This is a genomic window from Yersinia sp. 1652 StPb PI (assembly GCF_041538345.1).
Lineage (GTDB): Bacteria > Pseudomonadota > Gammaproteobacteria > Enterobacterales > Enterobacteriaceae > Yersinia > Yersinia enterocolitica_E.
In genome coordinates this window covers 544,582-559,751 of the sequence record NZ_JAULSM010000002.1, presented here as the reverse complement: position 1 = coordinate 559,751, position 15,170 = coordinate 544,582, and the positions used below count along the sequence as shown (strand labels likewise).

The window sequence follows — 15,170 nt, the reverse complement described above, 5'->3', positions numbered from 1 at the left end:
GTCATCATAATTACTGCTGTTCAGTTTGCTCGGTTGCCGCCGGGCTATCTAATACTTGACGCTCCGCAGGTGCAGCATTACCAATAGTAATACGCTGAGGTTGCAGTGCTTCCGGCACTTGGCGCAACAGATCAATATGCAGCAGGCCATTTTCAAACTGAGCATTATCTACATTTAGATGCTCAGCCAGAGTAAAGGTCAATGAGAACTCTTTACGTATCAAGCCTTGATGCAGGTATTCAACCTGTTTTTCTACCGGCGCGGGCTTACCGCGTACTGTCAGGCGTGGGCCTTCTACTTCGATATCCAGTTCGCTCTGCTTAAATCCGGCTAATGCCAGTGAGATGCGATAGTGGTTATCATCAGTTTTCTCAATGTTATATGGCGGGAACCCTTGGGCATCCTGACTGCCTTGCATTGAGCTGGCCAGTTTATCAAAACCAATCCACTGACGAAGTAAAGGTGACAAATCATAATTACGCATAAATATAACTCCTTCTAAGAAGCGAGATAATAGAAAGCCGGTCAGTCCCCGATTACGGCAGACTTAGCTCAGTTATTAATAATGTGACTTAGCCATATTATTGAAAAAACATATTAAGCTGATTGCTTAATTTCAATACGGCGTGGTTTTAAACTTTCTGGTACCAATCGCTCAAGATCGATATACAGTAAGCCATTCACTAAGTTGGCACCTTTAATTTTAATATGCTCAGCCAACTGGAATTTCCGCTCGAAGTTACGCTCAGCGATACCTTGATATAAATAGGTGCGAGCTTCAGGCTCACCAGCATGAGACCCTCTAACAATCAATATGTTATCTTGAGTAACAATTTCCAACTCCTGCTCTGCAAAGCCTGCCACAGCAATAGCAATGCGGTAGTTGTTTTCATCTACCAACTCGACGTTATAGGGAGGGTAACCGCCATTACTTTGGTTCTGGCCGGATTCTAATAGATTAAATAACCGGTCGAAACCGATAGCTGAACGATACAATGGAGCAAGCTCGGAATTACGCATAAAAACTGCCTCCTAAATATATTAGCAAGGGTGTTATCCTATTTTTAATTAAGCCTTCCACTATGGACAGGCTAATGGTCTGAATACCCTATCGGCGTATTCTCTCTGACCTGATAATAAGATGGTATCGGTCTTGTTTTTTTCAAGAGTAAAATCAAAAAAAATTTACGCGAAAAATCTCAATAGGATGTTTATTAAACTAATATTCGATAAATCAGCTGTTATAACTTACACTTAAGTTAAATCAGTCCACAAGATTGAATCTTTGACCATCGGAAGTGTCTGTAAATGGGTGTAACAATTTACGACAAAACCTGACATAGTGTCGTGTCAGTTAATCACGGTATCATGAGAGCTGAGTACAACAATGAGAAATACAGTTATCCCTTTTGTTACCGGTTGTTCTCTGCTGTTCGTTAGTGGCTGCTCAAGCATTATGACCCACACCAGCAGCAGTCAGGGCTACTACTCCGGCACTGAAGCCAATGTGGCGATGCTTAAAGATGACAATACCGGCTGGGCGCTACGGCCCCTGTTGGCAGTAGATCTGCCCTTCTCTGCGGTGATGGATACCCTGCTCCTACCCTACGATTATCTGCGCTCAGACAATGAAGACAAAATGGCCAGCTCCCCGCGCGAGCGTGTCCGCCAATCGGAAATACAAAATCAGCAACCGACACAAACTGTCAGTGCACCGATACAGTAATCACAGCTCGTGCCCTCTCCAGCCCCTGACCGTATTAGCTAAGGGGCCTAGCTTACATTCACAGTAAAGATTTGCACCCACCCATCTATTTCCCGCATAAATGCCACCTTATTACCGTCTGGTGCAAAAACCACCGCATCCGCCAGTGGCGCAACCGCACTGCGAGCCGTCAAACGGCGCAGTTGACCGGTGGTGCTATCACAGAGCATCACACTGTTATCACAGACAAAAGCCAAACTACCGCCCTGTGGATGCCAGCTAAATGCTGATTGAATCCCTCCCTCGCTGAATGTCAGTTGCCGTAGTGAGTCACCATTGGGAGAAACCAGCCATAATTGTACGATACCGCTATCATCTTTCATCAAACAGGCAATGGCACTGCCATCCGGCGATGAACGCAACCAATGACGCGGGCTGGTAGCAAGACCAGGGAAAGGCCGCTCGCTGGTGTAAGTTAGCCGCCGCTGAATCACTCCGGCGGGTGGCGCAGGCAGGGTAGTTTGCGTCCCCTCAAGTGGCTCCGCCCCAGCGCGGGCATACTCTCGGTCATGTTCGGGCAAATCCGCAATAAAGATTTCTGGGATTTTTTCACCCTGCGCTGAGAGGGTGTCGCCGATAAAGGCCAATGCCCAACGCTGACGGGTACCGTCCGTTTTAATATATCCCCGCGCGCCAATCCACCCCTCCTCGTATGCCCGATTTATCTGGTCGCTGCCCGCTTGTGGTATGGGCGTGGTGCGACTGACCAAAACACAGAAATGGCTGCCATCGTATTCGCGAGGATGCTGTTTAGGTGGATTCACGCCATGCAGCGGCAGTGCAATACCCACATTGCGACAATCCAATAACGGGTCTACTTCATGTAGTACATGGTCGTTATAGGTGAAGCTAAGGCGGCTGCCGTCAGGGCTGAAAACGTGGACATGGCTACCACCACGCAATGCTCCTGGGGTATAGGGCGGGGTGATATCCATCGCATCCAGTGTTACCGCCAGCTCTCTATCCGGTTCGGACACAATCACACCGCGCCGATGATGAAAATCATAGTGCCAGTGGCTATCCGGGTGCTCTGGCCCGTGGATAAACACATAACGCGCGGGTGAATCTGGGCTGACCGTCACCACACCAACATGCGCCCCCTGCTGAGCGCGATAAATCACCTCAATATCACCAGTAATACAATTAACCCGCTCAATCGTTAAGCCACTAAAAGTGCTACCATTGGGCCGCACATCATAGGCCAGCCATTGGCTATCAGGGGTCCAGACATTGATATTAGTGAGTTGATGACCGCGAGGATCAAAGGTGAGTTGCTGTTCTTGTGAAGGGGCATCTTGCTGACAGGTCATCTTGGCTCCGGTGATACGGAAGGCTAAATCATTTATACGGATTATATCACCACCCGGTGCTCTGTCTCTGGTCAAATGCTCTGCATATCACCACTATCAGCGACATGCAGAGTCAGGGTTTATCCCACCCGTTCTACATCTCCGACCAGGAAGATATAAGAGAGTGCGCCCATAAATGCCACTGCTGCGATATAAATCAGGGAAGGAGCAAAACCATAATCCTGTGCCAGATAACCGACCACCAGTGGAACCGTGATCCCCCCCAGCCCACCGACAAAGTTAAAGACGCCACCCGTCAGGCCAATCAACCGCACTGGTGCCAATGATGAAACCAGTGACCAGGTAATAGAAGCGAAGCCGTTACCGAAGAAAGCCAGCCCCATTAACACCATAATCCAGAACGGATCGTTGGTATAGTTAGCCCCCATAATGCAGGTAGAAAGCAATAAACCGCAGATAATTGGTGTTTTACGGGCAAAGCCAATGGACTTGCCTTTGCGCACCATGCGATCGGCCACTAGCCCAGAGAGCAATACACCAAAGAAAGCCGCCAAAAACGGTACGGTGGTCATAAAGCCGGCTGTCAACGCACTGATATGTTTCTCTTGGGTCAGATAGTTAGGGAACCAGGTCAGGAAGAACCACAGCGTCGAGGTTATGGCAAACTGCCCAATATAGACGCCAACCAGTTTGCGGTTAAATACCAGTTTCCACTCAGCAGCGGTGATGGGGGTTCGGGCTTTTTTCTCGCTCGCAGCATCACCATCAACAATACCGCCACCCGATTGAATGTAATCCAGTTCGGCCTGATTAATACCTTTGGATTTACGTGGTGGCTGATAAACAAAGTGCCATATCAATGCCCATATAACGCCGATCCCCCCAGTGATAATAAATACCCAGTGCCAACTGAGGACTTCCTGTACCCAAATAAGTAATGGAGTCAGAAATGCCAGGCCGACAAACTGACCTGAGGTATAAAAACCAACTGCCGAGGCTCGCTCCTGCTCTGGGAACCAACTGGTGACAATGCGGTTATTGGTTGGGAAAGCAGGCGCTTCAAATAAACCGGTAATCGCACGTAAACCAATTAGGGTGCCCAGCCCGTTCGCAAACCCCTGTAATAAGGTCGCGACTGACCACCCCAAAATAGCAATGAAATACGTCATTTTGGAGCCAACGCGATCGAGGAACCAGCCTCCGGGGATCTGACATAAGGTATAGGTCCAGGCAAAAGCGGAGAAAATATAACCCATCTGGGTTTTGGTGATACCAAATTCTTCCTGAATATGGGCTGAAGCAACAGCAAGGTTGGCTCTATCAACATAACAAATGACAACCGTGACAAATATCATAAATAGTGTCAGATAGCGCCTTTTGCTTGGGGCAGTAGCTAAGGTCATTTCCATGGTAATGATCCCAATTATAATCGGATTAATATACGCCGAAGCTCCCTGCCCGAATTGCTGATAACACTGTCGCATTACCGTATTTTGGGCGCAAGGGAACTCCTGCGTGTAGGGTCGCAATAAATTGTTATTTAATAATATTTCTATTTTCCCACCCGCATTATTAACCGGAAGAAAATAGTTTTTTAACGGCTGATATACGCTTTATCTTTGTTAGGATTATTTCCCTGATAATGGTATTAGATAATTTATTAATTAATCGAACGAGGGCAACTTACCATTCGGCGACGGCACCATCAGGATAGCGCCAAACCGGATTTCTCCAATCAGGGGCATTCTTGCTGCGTTCAATCACTAATTCCTCATTGATTTCTACCCCTAAGCCGGGTTTCGTCGGTGGATAGAAATGACCATCGGTCATTTTGAAATCGTCTTTATTAATCACATAATCCAGCAACTCAGCACCTTGGTTGTAATGAATCCCCATGCTTTGCTCCTGCAAGACTGCATTGCGGGCGACAAAATCAAGGTGCAAACAAGACGCCAGTGCAATTGGCCCAAGTGGGCAATGTGGTGCTAATGCCACATCATAAGACTCTGCCATAGCGGCAATTTTAAAGCACTCAGTCAGGCCACCAGCATGAGATAAGTCAGGTTGAATAATTGCCAGCCCGCCATCGGCCAATACCCGTTTAAATTCAAAACGGGAGAACATCCGCTCGCCTGCTGCGATAGGAATATGGGTTTGGGCCGCCAGACGGGGATAATATTCTGCCTGTTCAGCTAATACGGGTTCTTCAATAAACAATGGCCGATAAGGTTCTAATTCTTTAATCAGGATTTTTGCCATTGGCGCATTAACCCGACCATGAAAATCTAAACCAAATTCAATACGGTTACCAAAGGCTTCACGAATTTGTGCCACGACCGCTACTGCGGCATCAACTTTACGGGCATTATCGATCAGGCCCATTTCCTCACATCCATTGAGTTTAAACGTATCAAAACCAATCTCAGTGAGTTTATTAATTCCGCTAATCACATCAGACGGACGATCACCGCCAACCCAACTGTAAGCTTTAATTTTATCGCGAACCAATCCACCCAATAATTGGTAAACCGGAACTCCCAACGCTTTACCTTTAATATCCCATAGCGCCTGATCGATGCCGGCAATAGCACTCATCAGAATAGGACCACCGCGATAGAAACTGCCGCGATATAATGTCTGCCAAATATCGTTGATACGTGCCGGGTCTTGCCCAATAACATATTCCGATAACTCGTGTACCGCAGCTTCAACGCTACGAGCACGCCCTTCAATTACCGGTTCACCCCAACCAATAATGCCTTCATCGGTTTCGATTTTCAGAAACATCCAGCGTGGGGGTAAACGGTAAGTGGTTAGCTTGGTAATTTTCATTTGGTGGCATCCTTAAAGGCTTTAATAAACGCAGCCGCTTGTTGTGCGGTCTGAGATACCGATTGGCCTGCGCGGTAAAGGTCACCGCCCAAACCAGCACCAGCACAACCCGCAGCCAAATAAATAGACAAATTCTCAGGAGTAATCCCACCAACGGCAAACACCGGCACCTCAGGGGGCAATACGGCTTTTAATGCTTTGATATAGTCGGGACCAAAAGAGACCGAGGGGAAAATTTTCAGGGCTTGCGCGCCTGCATCCAGCGCCGTGAAAGCTTCAGATGCGGTGGCACACCCAGCGCAAACCGTCATGCCTAACTCCACAGCCCGACGGATCACCGCCGGTTGGGTGTTCGGCGTGACCACCAGCTTGCTGCCCATGCTATGCAACACATCCAGTTGCTCGGGTTTCAGTACCGTGCCCGCACCAATTAATGCACGATGACCAAATTCCGCGACCGTTTGCGCGATACTCACTTCCCATTGTGGGGAATTCAGCGGGATTTCAACCGCATCAAAGCCTGCATCAAGCAAAGCGGCCACATGGTCATGAACTTGCGCGGGTGTGATGCCGCGCAAAATGCCAATCAATGGCATGTTAGTGTTCCATTTCATTTACGATACTCCTGATTCCAGCTTGAAAAGCCTGATCGCCATCCAACACCTGATAAAGCATCCCAGCCATCTCTAGCCCCTGGGTATAGCGCTCAACCAGTTTAGGATTGCCAATCACCGTAATACATTCACCAGCAGCAAGCGGATATTGCTGCTGCATCTGCACGATTTCATTGCCAATCAGCAGGCCAGAAAGCCAGTCGCCGACCGATGTTCGCTTCAATCGACCCAATACATGGGCAGCACGCGTCTCAAACAGACAACGCATGATATTGCTGTCATTAAAGCTTTGCGTCAGGCCATCGATAAACGCAGTATTGTCCGGTAATTGAGCCTCCAGCCCTGCCCCCACCAATGAATTATTCAGCAGCAAATAGTGCAATTCACCTGTCATCAGAGTGCGGAAATCCATGACCTGGTCACCCTGCATTTGCACCCATTTACTGTGAGTTCCCGGCATTAAATAGACCGATGAAGGCCGTTCGCTATACGCACCGATCAGTTGGGTTTCTTCACCACGCATCACGTTGCGGTTATCTGGCTTATCAACACATAAACCGGGGATAATCCATGCCCGAATTGGCTCAGCCTCCGCCACATAGGTTAATTGACGCGATACCTGCGTAAGACGGGTTGGACAAGCAAGATAAGGCACTGAAATCCAACCCGCATTGCTGCCAATCATGCCCGCCATCAGCACTGGCAAGTCATACTGTTGCTGCTGCTCACGCCATGGCGCGATAACCTGCTGAAATATCTGCTGCGCACTTTGCCCATTAAAGCGAGTGACCCCGGCTTCGGATCGCAACATATCTACACATTCACCACGTAAATAAAGCCAGGCACGCAGGTTGGTCGATCCCCAATCAATGGCGATATAGCTTTTATCCATAACTCTGCTCACTCATGTAATATCCTTTAGCCGTTTAGCGGAGCTGGCTATCATGGTTAACGCAGCCCGTTCTGCCGCATCAGCATCTTGATGGCGAATAGCGTCATAAAGATCCTGATGCTCTTGTAATGTGCGCGGCATGTTTTCTTCATCAGGCATGTAGGTTCGTTCAAACACCGCCCGTTGCAGAGAGCTGATTGCCACACTGAGTTGCTGTAATACCGGATTGTGTACCGAAGCCAATACCGCCTCGTGATAGCGGATATCCGCTTCGTTAAATGCGTCTCTATCTTGATGATTGGCGATCATTTCATTGAGTGCCGTTTCAATCACCGCCAGCTCTTTCGAGGTTGCCCGTTCGGCAGCCCAGCGGGCGATAGTTGGCTCTACCAGATTACGCACTTCGCTCATCGCACTGATTAAACGTGGGTCATAATCACTGGCCAGCGCCCATTGCAGTACATCGGTATCGAGATAATTCCACTGATTACGGGGCCGGACAAACGCCCCACGAAAACGTTTCACTTCAATCAATCGCTTTGCCATCAGCGCCCGAAAAACCTCACGAATCATGTTACGAGAGGTTTGAAATTCCTCACAAATTTCCGCTTCGGCAGGCAACGGTGAGCCCGGTGGATATTTGCCTTCAACAATCTGCTGACCAATAACCAAAATAATGCGGTCTGTTTTACTGAGTTGTTCTTTTGTCATGTTCGCTCCGGTTATTTCAGGTTAACCAATAATGATTCCCTTACTTTACGCATCTCTTGATTAACCGTCCCCACAACGCCGCACAATTTTCAAATTTTGTCATTCAACACAAAACAGATTGTAGAGCTATATTTTATTTTTGTACTACAATTTGGATCGCAAAATAAGCAATCCATCACAAAATGAATGAAAAAAACGGCATAACCCCTGTGCATTTAGAAATAAAAGTCTAATATGGATTTTTAATTCCAAATAAAATGACCTATGCTTAATCGATATCAGCCCATTGCCGATGCAATCGCCACCCTTTTCTCTCCCTATGCAGAAGTCGTCATTCATGACTTAACCAGCCAAAAATTGGTTTATATCGCCAACAACTATTCACAGCGGGAATTAGGGGAAGACTCCAATCTCAGTGAGTTGCGATTTGATCAGCACTCACAGGTGATCGGGCCTTACCAAAAGCGTAATTGGGATGGCCGCCAACTGCGTTCCATCAGCACGGTATTACGTGATGACAATAGGCAGCCGATTGGATTGTTATGTATCAATCTGGATATCACTGTATTTGAAAGTGCCAAAGCAGCACTGGAGCTATTCCTGTCAGGGCAGCAACTACAGCCACAACCGGATGTGCTGTTTCAGGATGATTGGCAGGAACGCATCAACACTTATATCCATCATTGGTTACAGCAGCAGCAGCTGACGCTAGCAGCTTTGAATAATGCCAGCCGCCGGATGCTCATTGAGACCCTCTATCAACAGGGCGCATTCAACGGTAAGAATGCAGCCGGTTACGTGGCAAAAATCCTCGGCATTGGTCGGGCGACTGTTTATAACCATTTGAAAAATATAAAAACCAGCTAAAGGATTTTAAGGAACCGTCATGAATACATTATTCGATGCCATTAAAGAAGCTCATCAGGTATTACGCCCACAAGTGAGAGTGACGCCGCTGGAATATAGCCCATTGCTATCGCAGCACAGTGGCTGCGAAATCTATCTTAAGTGCGAACATCTGCAACATACCGGTTCTTTTAAATTTCGTGGTGCCAGTAACAAGTTGCGTTTGTTGACCGATGAACAGCGCCAGAACGGTGTTATTACTGCCTCGACCGGTAACCACGGGCAGGCGATGGCGCTAGCGGGGAAACTGGCAGGAGTGAAAGCCACCATATATGCGCCAGAGCAAGCGGCAGCTATCAAGCTGGAAGTTATTCGCGCACTGGGCGGCCAGATTGAACTGGTAGCGGGTGATGCTTTAAATGCCGAACTGGCTGCGAGTATCGCCGCAGAGCAGCAGGGCAAAGTCTATATCTCTCCTTATAACGACCCGCAAGTGATTGCCGGGCAAGGTACCTGTGGCATGGAGATGGTGGAACAGCAACCAGACCTTGATGCGGTGTTTGTGGCCGTTGGCGGTGGTGGCCTGATTTCTGGTATTGCGACAGTTTTAAAGAAATTATCGGATAAAACACAGGTGATTGGTTGCTGGCCGGCGAATGCCACCAGCATGTATACCTGCCTGCAAAATGGCCAAATTCAGGAAGTGGCAGAGCAGGAAACCCTGTCTGACGGTACTGCCGGAGGTGTTGAACCCGGAGCCATCACCTTCGCACTTTGCCAACAGTTGATCGATCAGAAAGTCCTGGTGAGTGAGCAGGAAATCAAAGATGCCATGCGGTTGATTGCCCACACAGACCGTTGGATGATTGAAGGTGCCGCTGGTGTGGCATTAGCGGCAGCGTTGAAACTGGCACCACGTTGGCAAGGTAAGAAAGTGGCAGTGGTACTGTGCGGTAAAAATATCGTACTGGAAAAATATCTGGGAGCCATCGCCGAATGCTAATTTTGAGTAAGCAACAGATCCTTGACAAGTTCGATGCAGATGCCATCACCTTGCTGCTCAAAGAGGGCTTTATTGCCTATAGCCAGCAGCAAGTGCAAATGCCCCCAGTGCAACATTTGCTGTTTGGGCAAGCCAACGGTGATTGCTGTATTAAAAGTGGGTATTTGCAGGGTGACAGTCAGTTCGTGGTAAAGGTTTCCGGCGGTTTCTATGATAATCCCGCGCAAGGATTGGCCAGTAATCAAGGGCTGATGATGGCCTTTTCCGCCCTTACTGGCGAGCCACAAGCTATCTTGCTCGATGAGGGGTGGTTAACTGCGCTGCGTACTGCGCTGGCCGGGCGAATTGCCGCCGAGCTTTGCGCACCAAAACATATCAGTGCTATTGGTATCATCGGTACCGGTATGCAGGCACGGCTACATCTGATGTACCTAAAAAGTGTGGTGGCATGCCGTGCGCTATGGGTTTGGGGTCGCAGTGAAACGGCATTAGAGGAGTATCGGCAGTATGCTGAAGATGAAGGTTTCGAGGTTAATACCACACTGAATGCCGCAGAGTTAGCCCGTCACTGCCAGTTGATTATCACCACCACACCGAGCAGAGAACCTATCTTGCAAGCGGCGGATATTCAGCCAGGAACCCATATTACGGCGGTCGGTGCAGATAGTGCAGGTAAACATGAGCTATCCCCTGAACTGGTAGCTAAAGCCGATAAAATCTTGCTGGACTCATGGGCGCAATGCTCAGAATTTGGTGAGATTTCGCAGGCATTCCAGCAAGGGCTATTAGCAACTCACACCTTAACTGAGGTGGGTTCAGTTTTAGCGCAAGGTATCTCTTTTAGAGATAATGACCAACAGATTACTCTGGCGGATTTAACCGGATTAGGGATTCAGGATGTGCAAATAGTGAAAGGGATTCTAGGGTGATAAAAGAGAGGGTAGGCTTTTAGATTCTCTCTGTTGACCTTGAGCGCAATCAGGAATATTGCCGACAAAGTTTACAGGCCGAATGAGCCGCATGGACGCGGCGAAAGGTGCTGTCGAGCTGGGAGCGAGTTAGCACCGGTTCGATTAGCCGGTAAGCTGCCGGAGGGTATGGCGAAGCCACAATATTTCGCGCAAGCCGCAGGTGCAGGAGGGCCGGCCAGCCCTCTTGCTCGGTTGAGGCATAACGGTCGGCAATAGCAACAAATCGAATATCAACCGAAACCTGATCCGAGCAGCAAATTAATGAGCTACTGCATCAGTTAAATATCAAAGTACAAATTTCTCTATCGCTACCGCCACACCGTCTTCACTGTTGGTACATGTGACAAACTGCGCTATCTCTTTCAATTCAGGGATAGCATTCCCCATTGCAACACCGACACCAGCATAGTTAACCATCGCAATATCATTACCCTGATCACCCAAAGCCATCACATTTTCCTGCGCAATGCCTAAGTGATCTGCCAGCATTTTCACCCCAGTCCCCTTATCCACTCGCTTACTCAGGATTTCCAGATAAAACGGTGCACTCTTCATGATAGTGAAACGCTCAAAAGCTTCGGCTGGCATCATCGCTAAGGCACGATCCAGTTTTTCTGGCTCGTCAATCATCATCACTTTAGGAAAGCGTAATGTTGGGTCCATCTCTTCGATTGCACGATATTTCAATGGAATACCGGTCAATAACACTTCATGTAGGGTATATTTGCTGATGTCTTTGTTCGCGGTATATAAGGTATCAAAATCAAAAGCCTGGAAGCTAACATCCATTTTGCGCGATAAAGCCTCGAAATAGAGGTAGTCCTCAAAACTGATAGTTTCCTGCAAAATACACTCACCCGTGGCAGCTTTTTGCACTAACGCACCGTTATTGCTGATGCAATAATCACCACTGTTTTGCATATTTAATTCACGTAAATAACGTTGGACCCCAATATAGGGCCGACCCGTGGCCAATACCACACAGACCCCTTTCGCCCGGGCAGCATCAATAGCCTGCTTTACCCGTGGAGTGATTTCGTGCTGCGGATTCAGTAACGTGCCGTCCATATCGATAGCGATTAATTCAATAGCCATAGGCCCTCACATTTATATAGCGAATGCCTCATGCTAACGCGATTCAGCATAAAAATGCGAGAAAATGATGTTAGTTCAGACTATGCATTACTACCAAAGAAATTGGTTGGAATACAAAATAGGCATAAGATAATGAACAGGTAAATGATAAAAGCGAAAGTACAAAGGTAATTTTCTGAGAATTGGCTGATAATGCCTAACAAAGTATGTACCGTGAACATGCTCCAACCCGGTAATCCAATGTCCCGAAACCGCTTTGCCTCAATATTTGCTGAGGCAAACACCAGAAAAAAAGCCATCACTACAATCATGCAGCCTAAAATAGCAATTATAAAATTTGATACATTAGCGTTTTCATAGGCTAAAAAGAAAGGCACGCCAGCAAATAAACCTATCAATAATGGCAAGATAAACGTAGCAATATAACAAACCAAAAATCTTACTCTGCCCAATCTGCCATCACGAACCTCACAAAATAATTCTGCTGCTAATCCCATGCACATACCTCTCCTACGTGAATATTAAAAAAATTATTAACGCAAGACTAGCGACAAGAGACGATGAAGTCCTTATTGAGAAAAGAGAGTTTCCTTTTATTTTTACATTAAGAGCCTTGTTTCCTGCATTAAAGATATTTAGGGTTTTGGCAAAAAAAAACCCAGTAGCAGTTTCCCGCTCTGGGCTTTCTATCCGATCAATCGCTTATCAGATTAAATATCGATATTGGCTGCGCGTAACGCATTCTCTTCGATAAAGGCACGACGAGGCTCAACCGCATCACCCATCAGGGTGGTGAATAATTGATCCGCTGCAACGGCATCTTTCACCATCACTCGCAGCATACGGCGGCTGGTTGGGTCCATGGTGGTTTCCCACAACTGTTCTGGGTTCATTTCACCCAAGCCTTTATAGCGCTGAATTGCCAAGCCACGGCGAGACTCTTTCACTAACCAGTCCAGCGCATCTTCAAAGCTTGAAACCGGCACTCGGCGTTCGCCACGTTCAACAAATGCGCCTTCTTCAATTAAGCCACGCAGTTTTTCGCCCAGTAGGCAGATCTTGCGATACTCACCGCCGTGGACAAAATCAAAGTCCAGATCATAATCGGTATCTACACCGTGGGTACGGATACGCAATATTGGCTCGAACAATTGACGCTCACGGTTTTCGCGCACCACAGAACTGTAGCTGCTGCCGTGCTGCTCTTTTTCATTCAGTAACACCACCAGCGAATCAATCCACTGTGTCACCACTTCTTTATCGCTCAAATCCTCTTCTTTCAAGGTTGGCTGATAAATCAGGTTATTCAGCAAAGCACGCGGATAACGGCGCTCCATACGAGCAATGGTCTTCTGAACGCTATAATGCTCAGCAACCAGTTTCTCAAAATGCTCGCCCACTAGCGGTGGTGCCTCAGGATTGACGTGCAATGCAGCGCCATCCAGTGCCAGTGTCATCTGATACTGTTCCATAGCATCATCATCTTTGATGTATTGCTCTTGTTTGCCTTTTTTCACTTTATACAGTGGCGGCTGAGCGATAAACACATGGCCACGCTCAATAATTTCCGGCATCTGACGGTAGAAGAAGGTCAATAGCAACGTGCGGATGTGAGAACCATCCACGTCGGCATCGGTCATGATAATGATATTGTGGTAGCGCAGTTTGTCAGGGTTATATTCATCCCGGCCAATACCACAACCCAATGCAGTAATCAGCGTTGCGACTTCCTGTGAAGAAAGCATTTTGTCAAAGCGCGCTTTCTCAACGTTCAGGATTTTACCTTTCAACGGCAAAATGGCCTGGTTCTTACGGTTACGGCCTTGTTTCGCAGAGCCGCCCGCAGAGTCCCCTTCCACTAAGTAGAGTTCGGACAACGCCGGATCTCGTTCCTGACAATCTGCCAGTTTGCCTGGCAAACCTGCCAGGTCCAGCGCGCCTTTACGGCGTGTCATTTCACGCGCTTTACGTGCAGCTTCACGTGCACGGGCAGCATCGATAATTTTGCCAACCACGATTTTGGCGTCGCTTGGGTTTTCCAGCAAATACTCAACCAACTTCTCGTTCATCAGCGTTTCGACCGCTGTTTTCACTTCAGAAGAAACCAATTTATCTTTGGTCTGTGAGGAGAATTTAGGGTCCGGCACTTTAACAGAAACAACAGCAATCAGGCCTTCACGGGCATCATCACCAGTGGCACTGATTTTCGCTTTCTTGCTGTAGCCTTCTTTGTCCATATAGCTGTTCAGCGTACGGGTCATCGCCGTGCGGAAGCCCACCAAGTGAGTACCACCATCGCGCTGCGGAATGTTATTGGTGAAGCAGTAGATATTTTCTTGGAAACCATCGTTCCACTGCAATGCCACTTCCACACCGATATCATCTTTCATGGTGGAGAAATAGAACACTTTCGGGTGGATCGGGGTTTTGTTTTTATTCAGATACTCAACAAACGCCCGAATACCCCCTTCATAATGGAAGTGGTCTTCTCTGTCGTTACGCTTGTCTTTCAGTTTGATTGATACACCGGAGTTCAGGAATGACAGCTCGCGCAGACGCTTAGCCAGAATTTCATACTGGAATTCGATGTTATTGGTAAAGGTCTGGAAACTCGGCCAGAAACGCACGGTCGTTCCGGTCTGATCGGTTTCACCCACCACTTTCAGTGGTGCCTGAGGCACGCCCATTTTGTAGGTTTGCTCGTGAACTTTTCCTTCACGACGAATAACCAATTCCAGCTTTTCAGACAGGGCGTTAACAACGGACACACCCACGCCGTGCAAACCGCCGGAAACTTTGTAAGAGTTATCGTCAAATTTACCACCAGCATGCAACACGGTCATGATGACCTCTGCGGCTGATACCCCTTCCTCTTCGTGCATACCGGTTGGGATACCACGGCCATCATCCTGCACAGAAACAGAGTTATCCGAATGGATGGTGACTATAATTTCTTTACAGTGGCCAGCGAGGGCTTCGTCGATAGCGTTGTCCACAACCTCGAATACCATGTGGTGCAGACCGGTACCGTCATCAGTATCACCGATATACATGCCCGGACGCTTACGAACCGCATCCAGCCCTTTTAATACCTTGATACTTGAGGAGTCATAAGTATTCGACATCAACGT

Annotated in this window: 15 protein-coding genes; 4 read left to right on the top strand and 11 right to left on the bottom strand. The window is 47.8% G+C overall.

Annotated elements, in window-relative coordinates:
- Positions 1 to 10: 10 nt before the first annotated feature.
- Positions 11 to 484 (bottom strand): small heat shock chaperone IbpB, encoded by a 474-nt coding sequence (ibpB, locus tag Q2T71_RS19150; RefSeq protein ID WP_083161508.1) that lies wholly within the window; start codon positions 482 to 484, stop codon positions 11 to 13.
- 113 nt (positions 485 to 597) lie between these two features.
- Positions 598 to 1,020 carry a small heat shock chaperone IbpA gene (gene ibpA / locus Q2T71_RS19145; RefSeq protein WP_372560206.1) on the bottom strand — a complete coding sequence of 141 codons (423 nt, stop codon included), beginning with the start codon at positions 1,018 to 1,020 and terminating at the stop codon, positions 598 to 600.
- A gap of 367 nt (positions 1,021 to 1,387) precedes the next feature.
- Here ibpA and Q2T71_RS19140 point away from each other — a divergent pair, with 367 nt between their 5' ends.
- A complete protein-coding gene (locus Q2T71_RS19140; protein WP_372560205.1) occupies positions 1,388 to 1,726 on the top strand; it encodes a YceK/YidQ family lipoprotein in 339 nt (112 codons plus the stop codon).
- Positions 1,727 to 1,773: 47 nt separating this feature from the next.
- Here the strand turns inward: Q2T71_RS19140 and Q2T71_RS19135 are convergent, their stop codons facing one another.
- From Q2T71_RS19135 to dgoR, 6 genes are all read right to left on the bottom strand, one after another.
- Positions 1,774 to 3,075, bottom strand: coding sequence for a DUF3748 domain-containing protein (locus Q2T71_RS19135; protein ID WP_372560680.1), 1,302 nt, complete (start codon positions 3,073 to 3,075; stop codon positions 1,774 to 1,776).
- A gap of 119 nt (positions 3,076 to 3,194) precedes the next feature.
- Positions 3,195 to 4,484 (bottom strand): MFS transporter, encoded by a 1,290-nt coding sequence (locus tag Q2T71_RS19130; protein ID WP_102970574.1) that lies wholly within the window; start codon positions 4,482 to 4,484, stop codon positions 3,195 to 3,197.
- 274 nt (positions 4,485 to 4,758) lie between these two features.
- Complete coding sequence (dgoD, locus tag Q2T71_RS19125; RefSeq protein WP_372560204.1) at positions 4,759 to 5,907, bottom strand: galactonate dehydratase; 1,149 nt, start codon at positions 5,905 to 5,907, stop codon at positions 4,759 to 4,761.
- Positions 5,904 to 6,521, bottom strand: coding sequence for a 2-dehydro-3-deoxy-6-phosphogalactonate aldolase (locus tag Q2T71_RS19120; protein WP_372560203.1), 618 nt, complete (start codon positions 6,519 to 6,521; stop codon positions 5,904 to 5,906). The genes dgoD and Q2T71_RS19120 overlap by 4 nt, the downstream gene beginning before the upstream one ends.
- A complete protein-coding gene (locus Q2T71_RS19115; RefSeq protein ID WP_372560679.1) occupies positions 6,505 to 7,413 on the bottom strand; it encodes a 2-dehydro-3-deoxygalactonokinase in 909 nt (302 codons plus the stop codon). The genes Q2T71_RS19120 and Q2T71_RS19115 overlap by 17 nt, the downstream gene beginning before the upstream one ends.
- Positions 7,414 to 7,425: 12 nt before the next feature.
- A complete protein-coding gene (gene dgoR / locus Q2T71_RS19110; protein ID WP_005186776.1) occupies positions 7,426 to 8,124 on the bottom strand; it encodes a D-galactonate utilization transcriptional regulator DgoR in 699 nt (232 codons plus the stop codon).
- A gap of 264 nt (positions 8,125 to 8,388) precedes the next feature.
- Between dgoR and Q2T71_RS19105 the strand changes: the two genes are divergently transcribed.
- Genes Q2T71_RS19105 through Q2T71_RS19095 form a run of 3 tightly spaced genes read left to right on the top strand, consistent with a single transcriptional unit; the run spans position 8,389 to position 10,902 of the window.
- The gene (locus Q2T71_RS19105) at positions 8,389 to 8,991 is read left to right on the top strand and encodes a transcriptional regulator (RefSeq protein WP_083161522.1); all 603 of its coding nucleotides are present in this window, start codon (positions 8,389 to 8,391) and stop codon (positions 8,989 to 8,991) included.
- A gap of 19 nt (positions 8,992 to 9,010) precedes the next feature.
- Positions 9,011 to 9,973 (top strand): threonine/serine dehydratase, encoded by a 963-nt coding sequence (locus Q2T71_RS19100; RefSeq protein WP_372560202.1) that lies wholly within the window; start codon positions 9,011 to 9,013, stop codon positions 9,971 to 9,973.
- Positions 9,967 to 10,902, top strand: a complete 936-nt coding sequence (locus Q2T71_RS19095) for an ornithine cyclodeaminase family protein (RefSeq protein ID WP_372560201.1) — start codon at positions 9,967 to 9,969, stop codon at positions 10,900 to 10,902. Before Q2T71_RS19100 ends, Q2T71_RS19095 begins: the two co-directional genes overlap by 7 nt.
- A gap of 327 nt (positions 10,903 to 11,229) precedes the next feature.
- Here Q2T71_RS19095 and yidA read toward each other — a convergent pair whose 3' ends face one another.
- From yidA to gyrB, 3 genes are all read right to left on the bottom strand, one after another.
- On the bottom strand, positions 11,230 to 12,039 hold the full coding sequence (gene yidA, locus Q2T71_RS19090; RefSeq protein ID WP_083161529.1) for a sugar-phosphatase: 810 nt from the start codon (positions 12,037 to 12,039) through the stop codon (positions 11,230 to 11,232).
- 80 nt (positions 12,040 to 12,119) lie between these two features.
- The gene (locus Q2T71_RS19085) at positions 12,120 to 12,536 is read right to left on the bottom strand and encodes a DUF805 domain-containing protein (protein ID WP_372560200.1); all 417 of its coding nucleotides are present in this window, start codon (positions 12,534 to 12,536) and stop codon (positions 12,120 to 12,122) included.
- A gap of 213 nt (positions 12,537 to 12,749) precedes the next feature.
- Entirely contained in the window at positions 12,750 to 15,164 is a 2,415-nt protein-coding gene (gyrB, locus tag Q2T71_RS19080) for a DNA topoisomerase (ATP-hydrolyzing) subunit B (RefSeq protein ID WP_372560199.1), read from the bottom strand.
- Positions 15,165 to 15,170 lie beyond the last annotated feature (6 nt).

Coding starts and splice junctions, on each gene's coding strand:
- ibpB (WP_083161508.1), bottom strand. CDS start 484: ATGCGTAATTATGATTTGTCACCTTTACTTCGTCAGTGGATTGGTTTT.
- ibpA (WP_372560206.1), bottom strand. CDS start 1,020: ATGCGTAATTCCGAGCTTGCTCCATTGTATCGTTCAGCTATCGGTTTC.
- Q2T71_RS19140 (WP_372560205.1), top strand. CDS start 1,388: ATGAGAAATACAGTTATCCCTTTTGTTACCGGTTGTTCTCTGCTGTTC.
- Q2T71_RS19135 (WP_372560680.1), bottom strand. CDS start 3,075: ATGACCTGTCAGCAAGATGCCCCTTCACAAGAACAGCAACTCACCTTT.
- Q2T71_RS19130 (WP_102970574.1), bottom strand. CDS start 4,484: ATGGAAATGACCTTAGCTACTGCCCCAAGCAAAAGGCGCTATCTGACA.
- dgoD (WP_372560204.1), bottom strand. CDS start 5,907: ATGAAAATTACCAAGCTAACCACTTACCGTTTACCCCCACGCTGGATG.
- Q2T71_RS19120 (WP_372560203.1), bottom strand. CDS start 6,521: ATGAAATGGAACACTAACATGCCATTGATTGGCATTTTGCGCGGCATC.
- Q2T71_RS19115 (WP_372560679.1), bottom strand. CDS start 7,413: ATGGATAAAAGCTATATCGCCATTGATTGGGGATCGACCAACCTGCGT.
- dgoR (WP_005186776.1), bottom strand. CDS start 8,124: ATGACAAAAGAACAACTCAGTAAAACAGACCGCATTATTTTGGTTATT.
- Q2T71_RS19105 (WP_083161522.1), top strand. CDS start 8,389: ATGCTTAATCGATATCAGCCCATTGCCGATGCAATCGCCACCCTTTTC.
- Q2T71_RS19100 (WP_372560202.1), top strand. CDS start 9,011: ATGAATACATTATTCGATGCCATTAAAGAAGCTCATCAGGTATTACGC.
- Q2T71_RS19095 (WP_372560201.1), top strand. CDS start 9,967: ATGCTAATTTTGAGTAAGCAACAGATCCTTGACAAGTTCGATGCAGAT.
- yidA (WP_083161529.1), bottom strand. CDS start 12,039: ATGGCTATTGAATTAATCGCTATCGATATGGACGGCACGTTACTGAAT.
- Q2T71_RS19085 (WP_372560200.1), bottom strand. CDS start 12,536: ATGGGATTAGCAGCAGAATTATTTTGTGAGGTTCGTGATGGCAGATTG.
- gyrB (WP_372560199.1), bottom strand. CDS start 15,164: ATGTCGAATACTTATGACTCCTCAAGTATCAAGGTATTAAAAGGGCTG.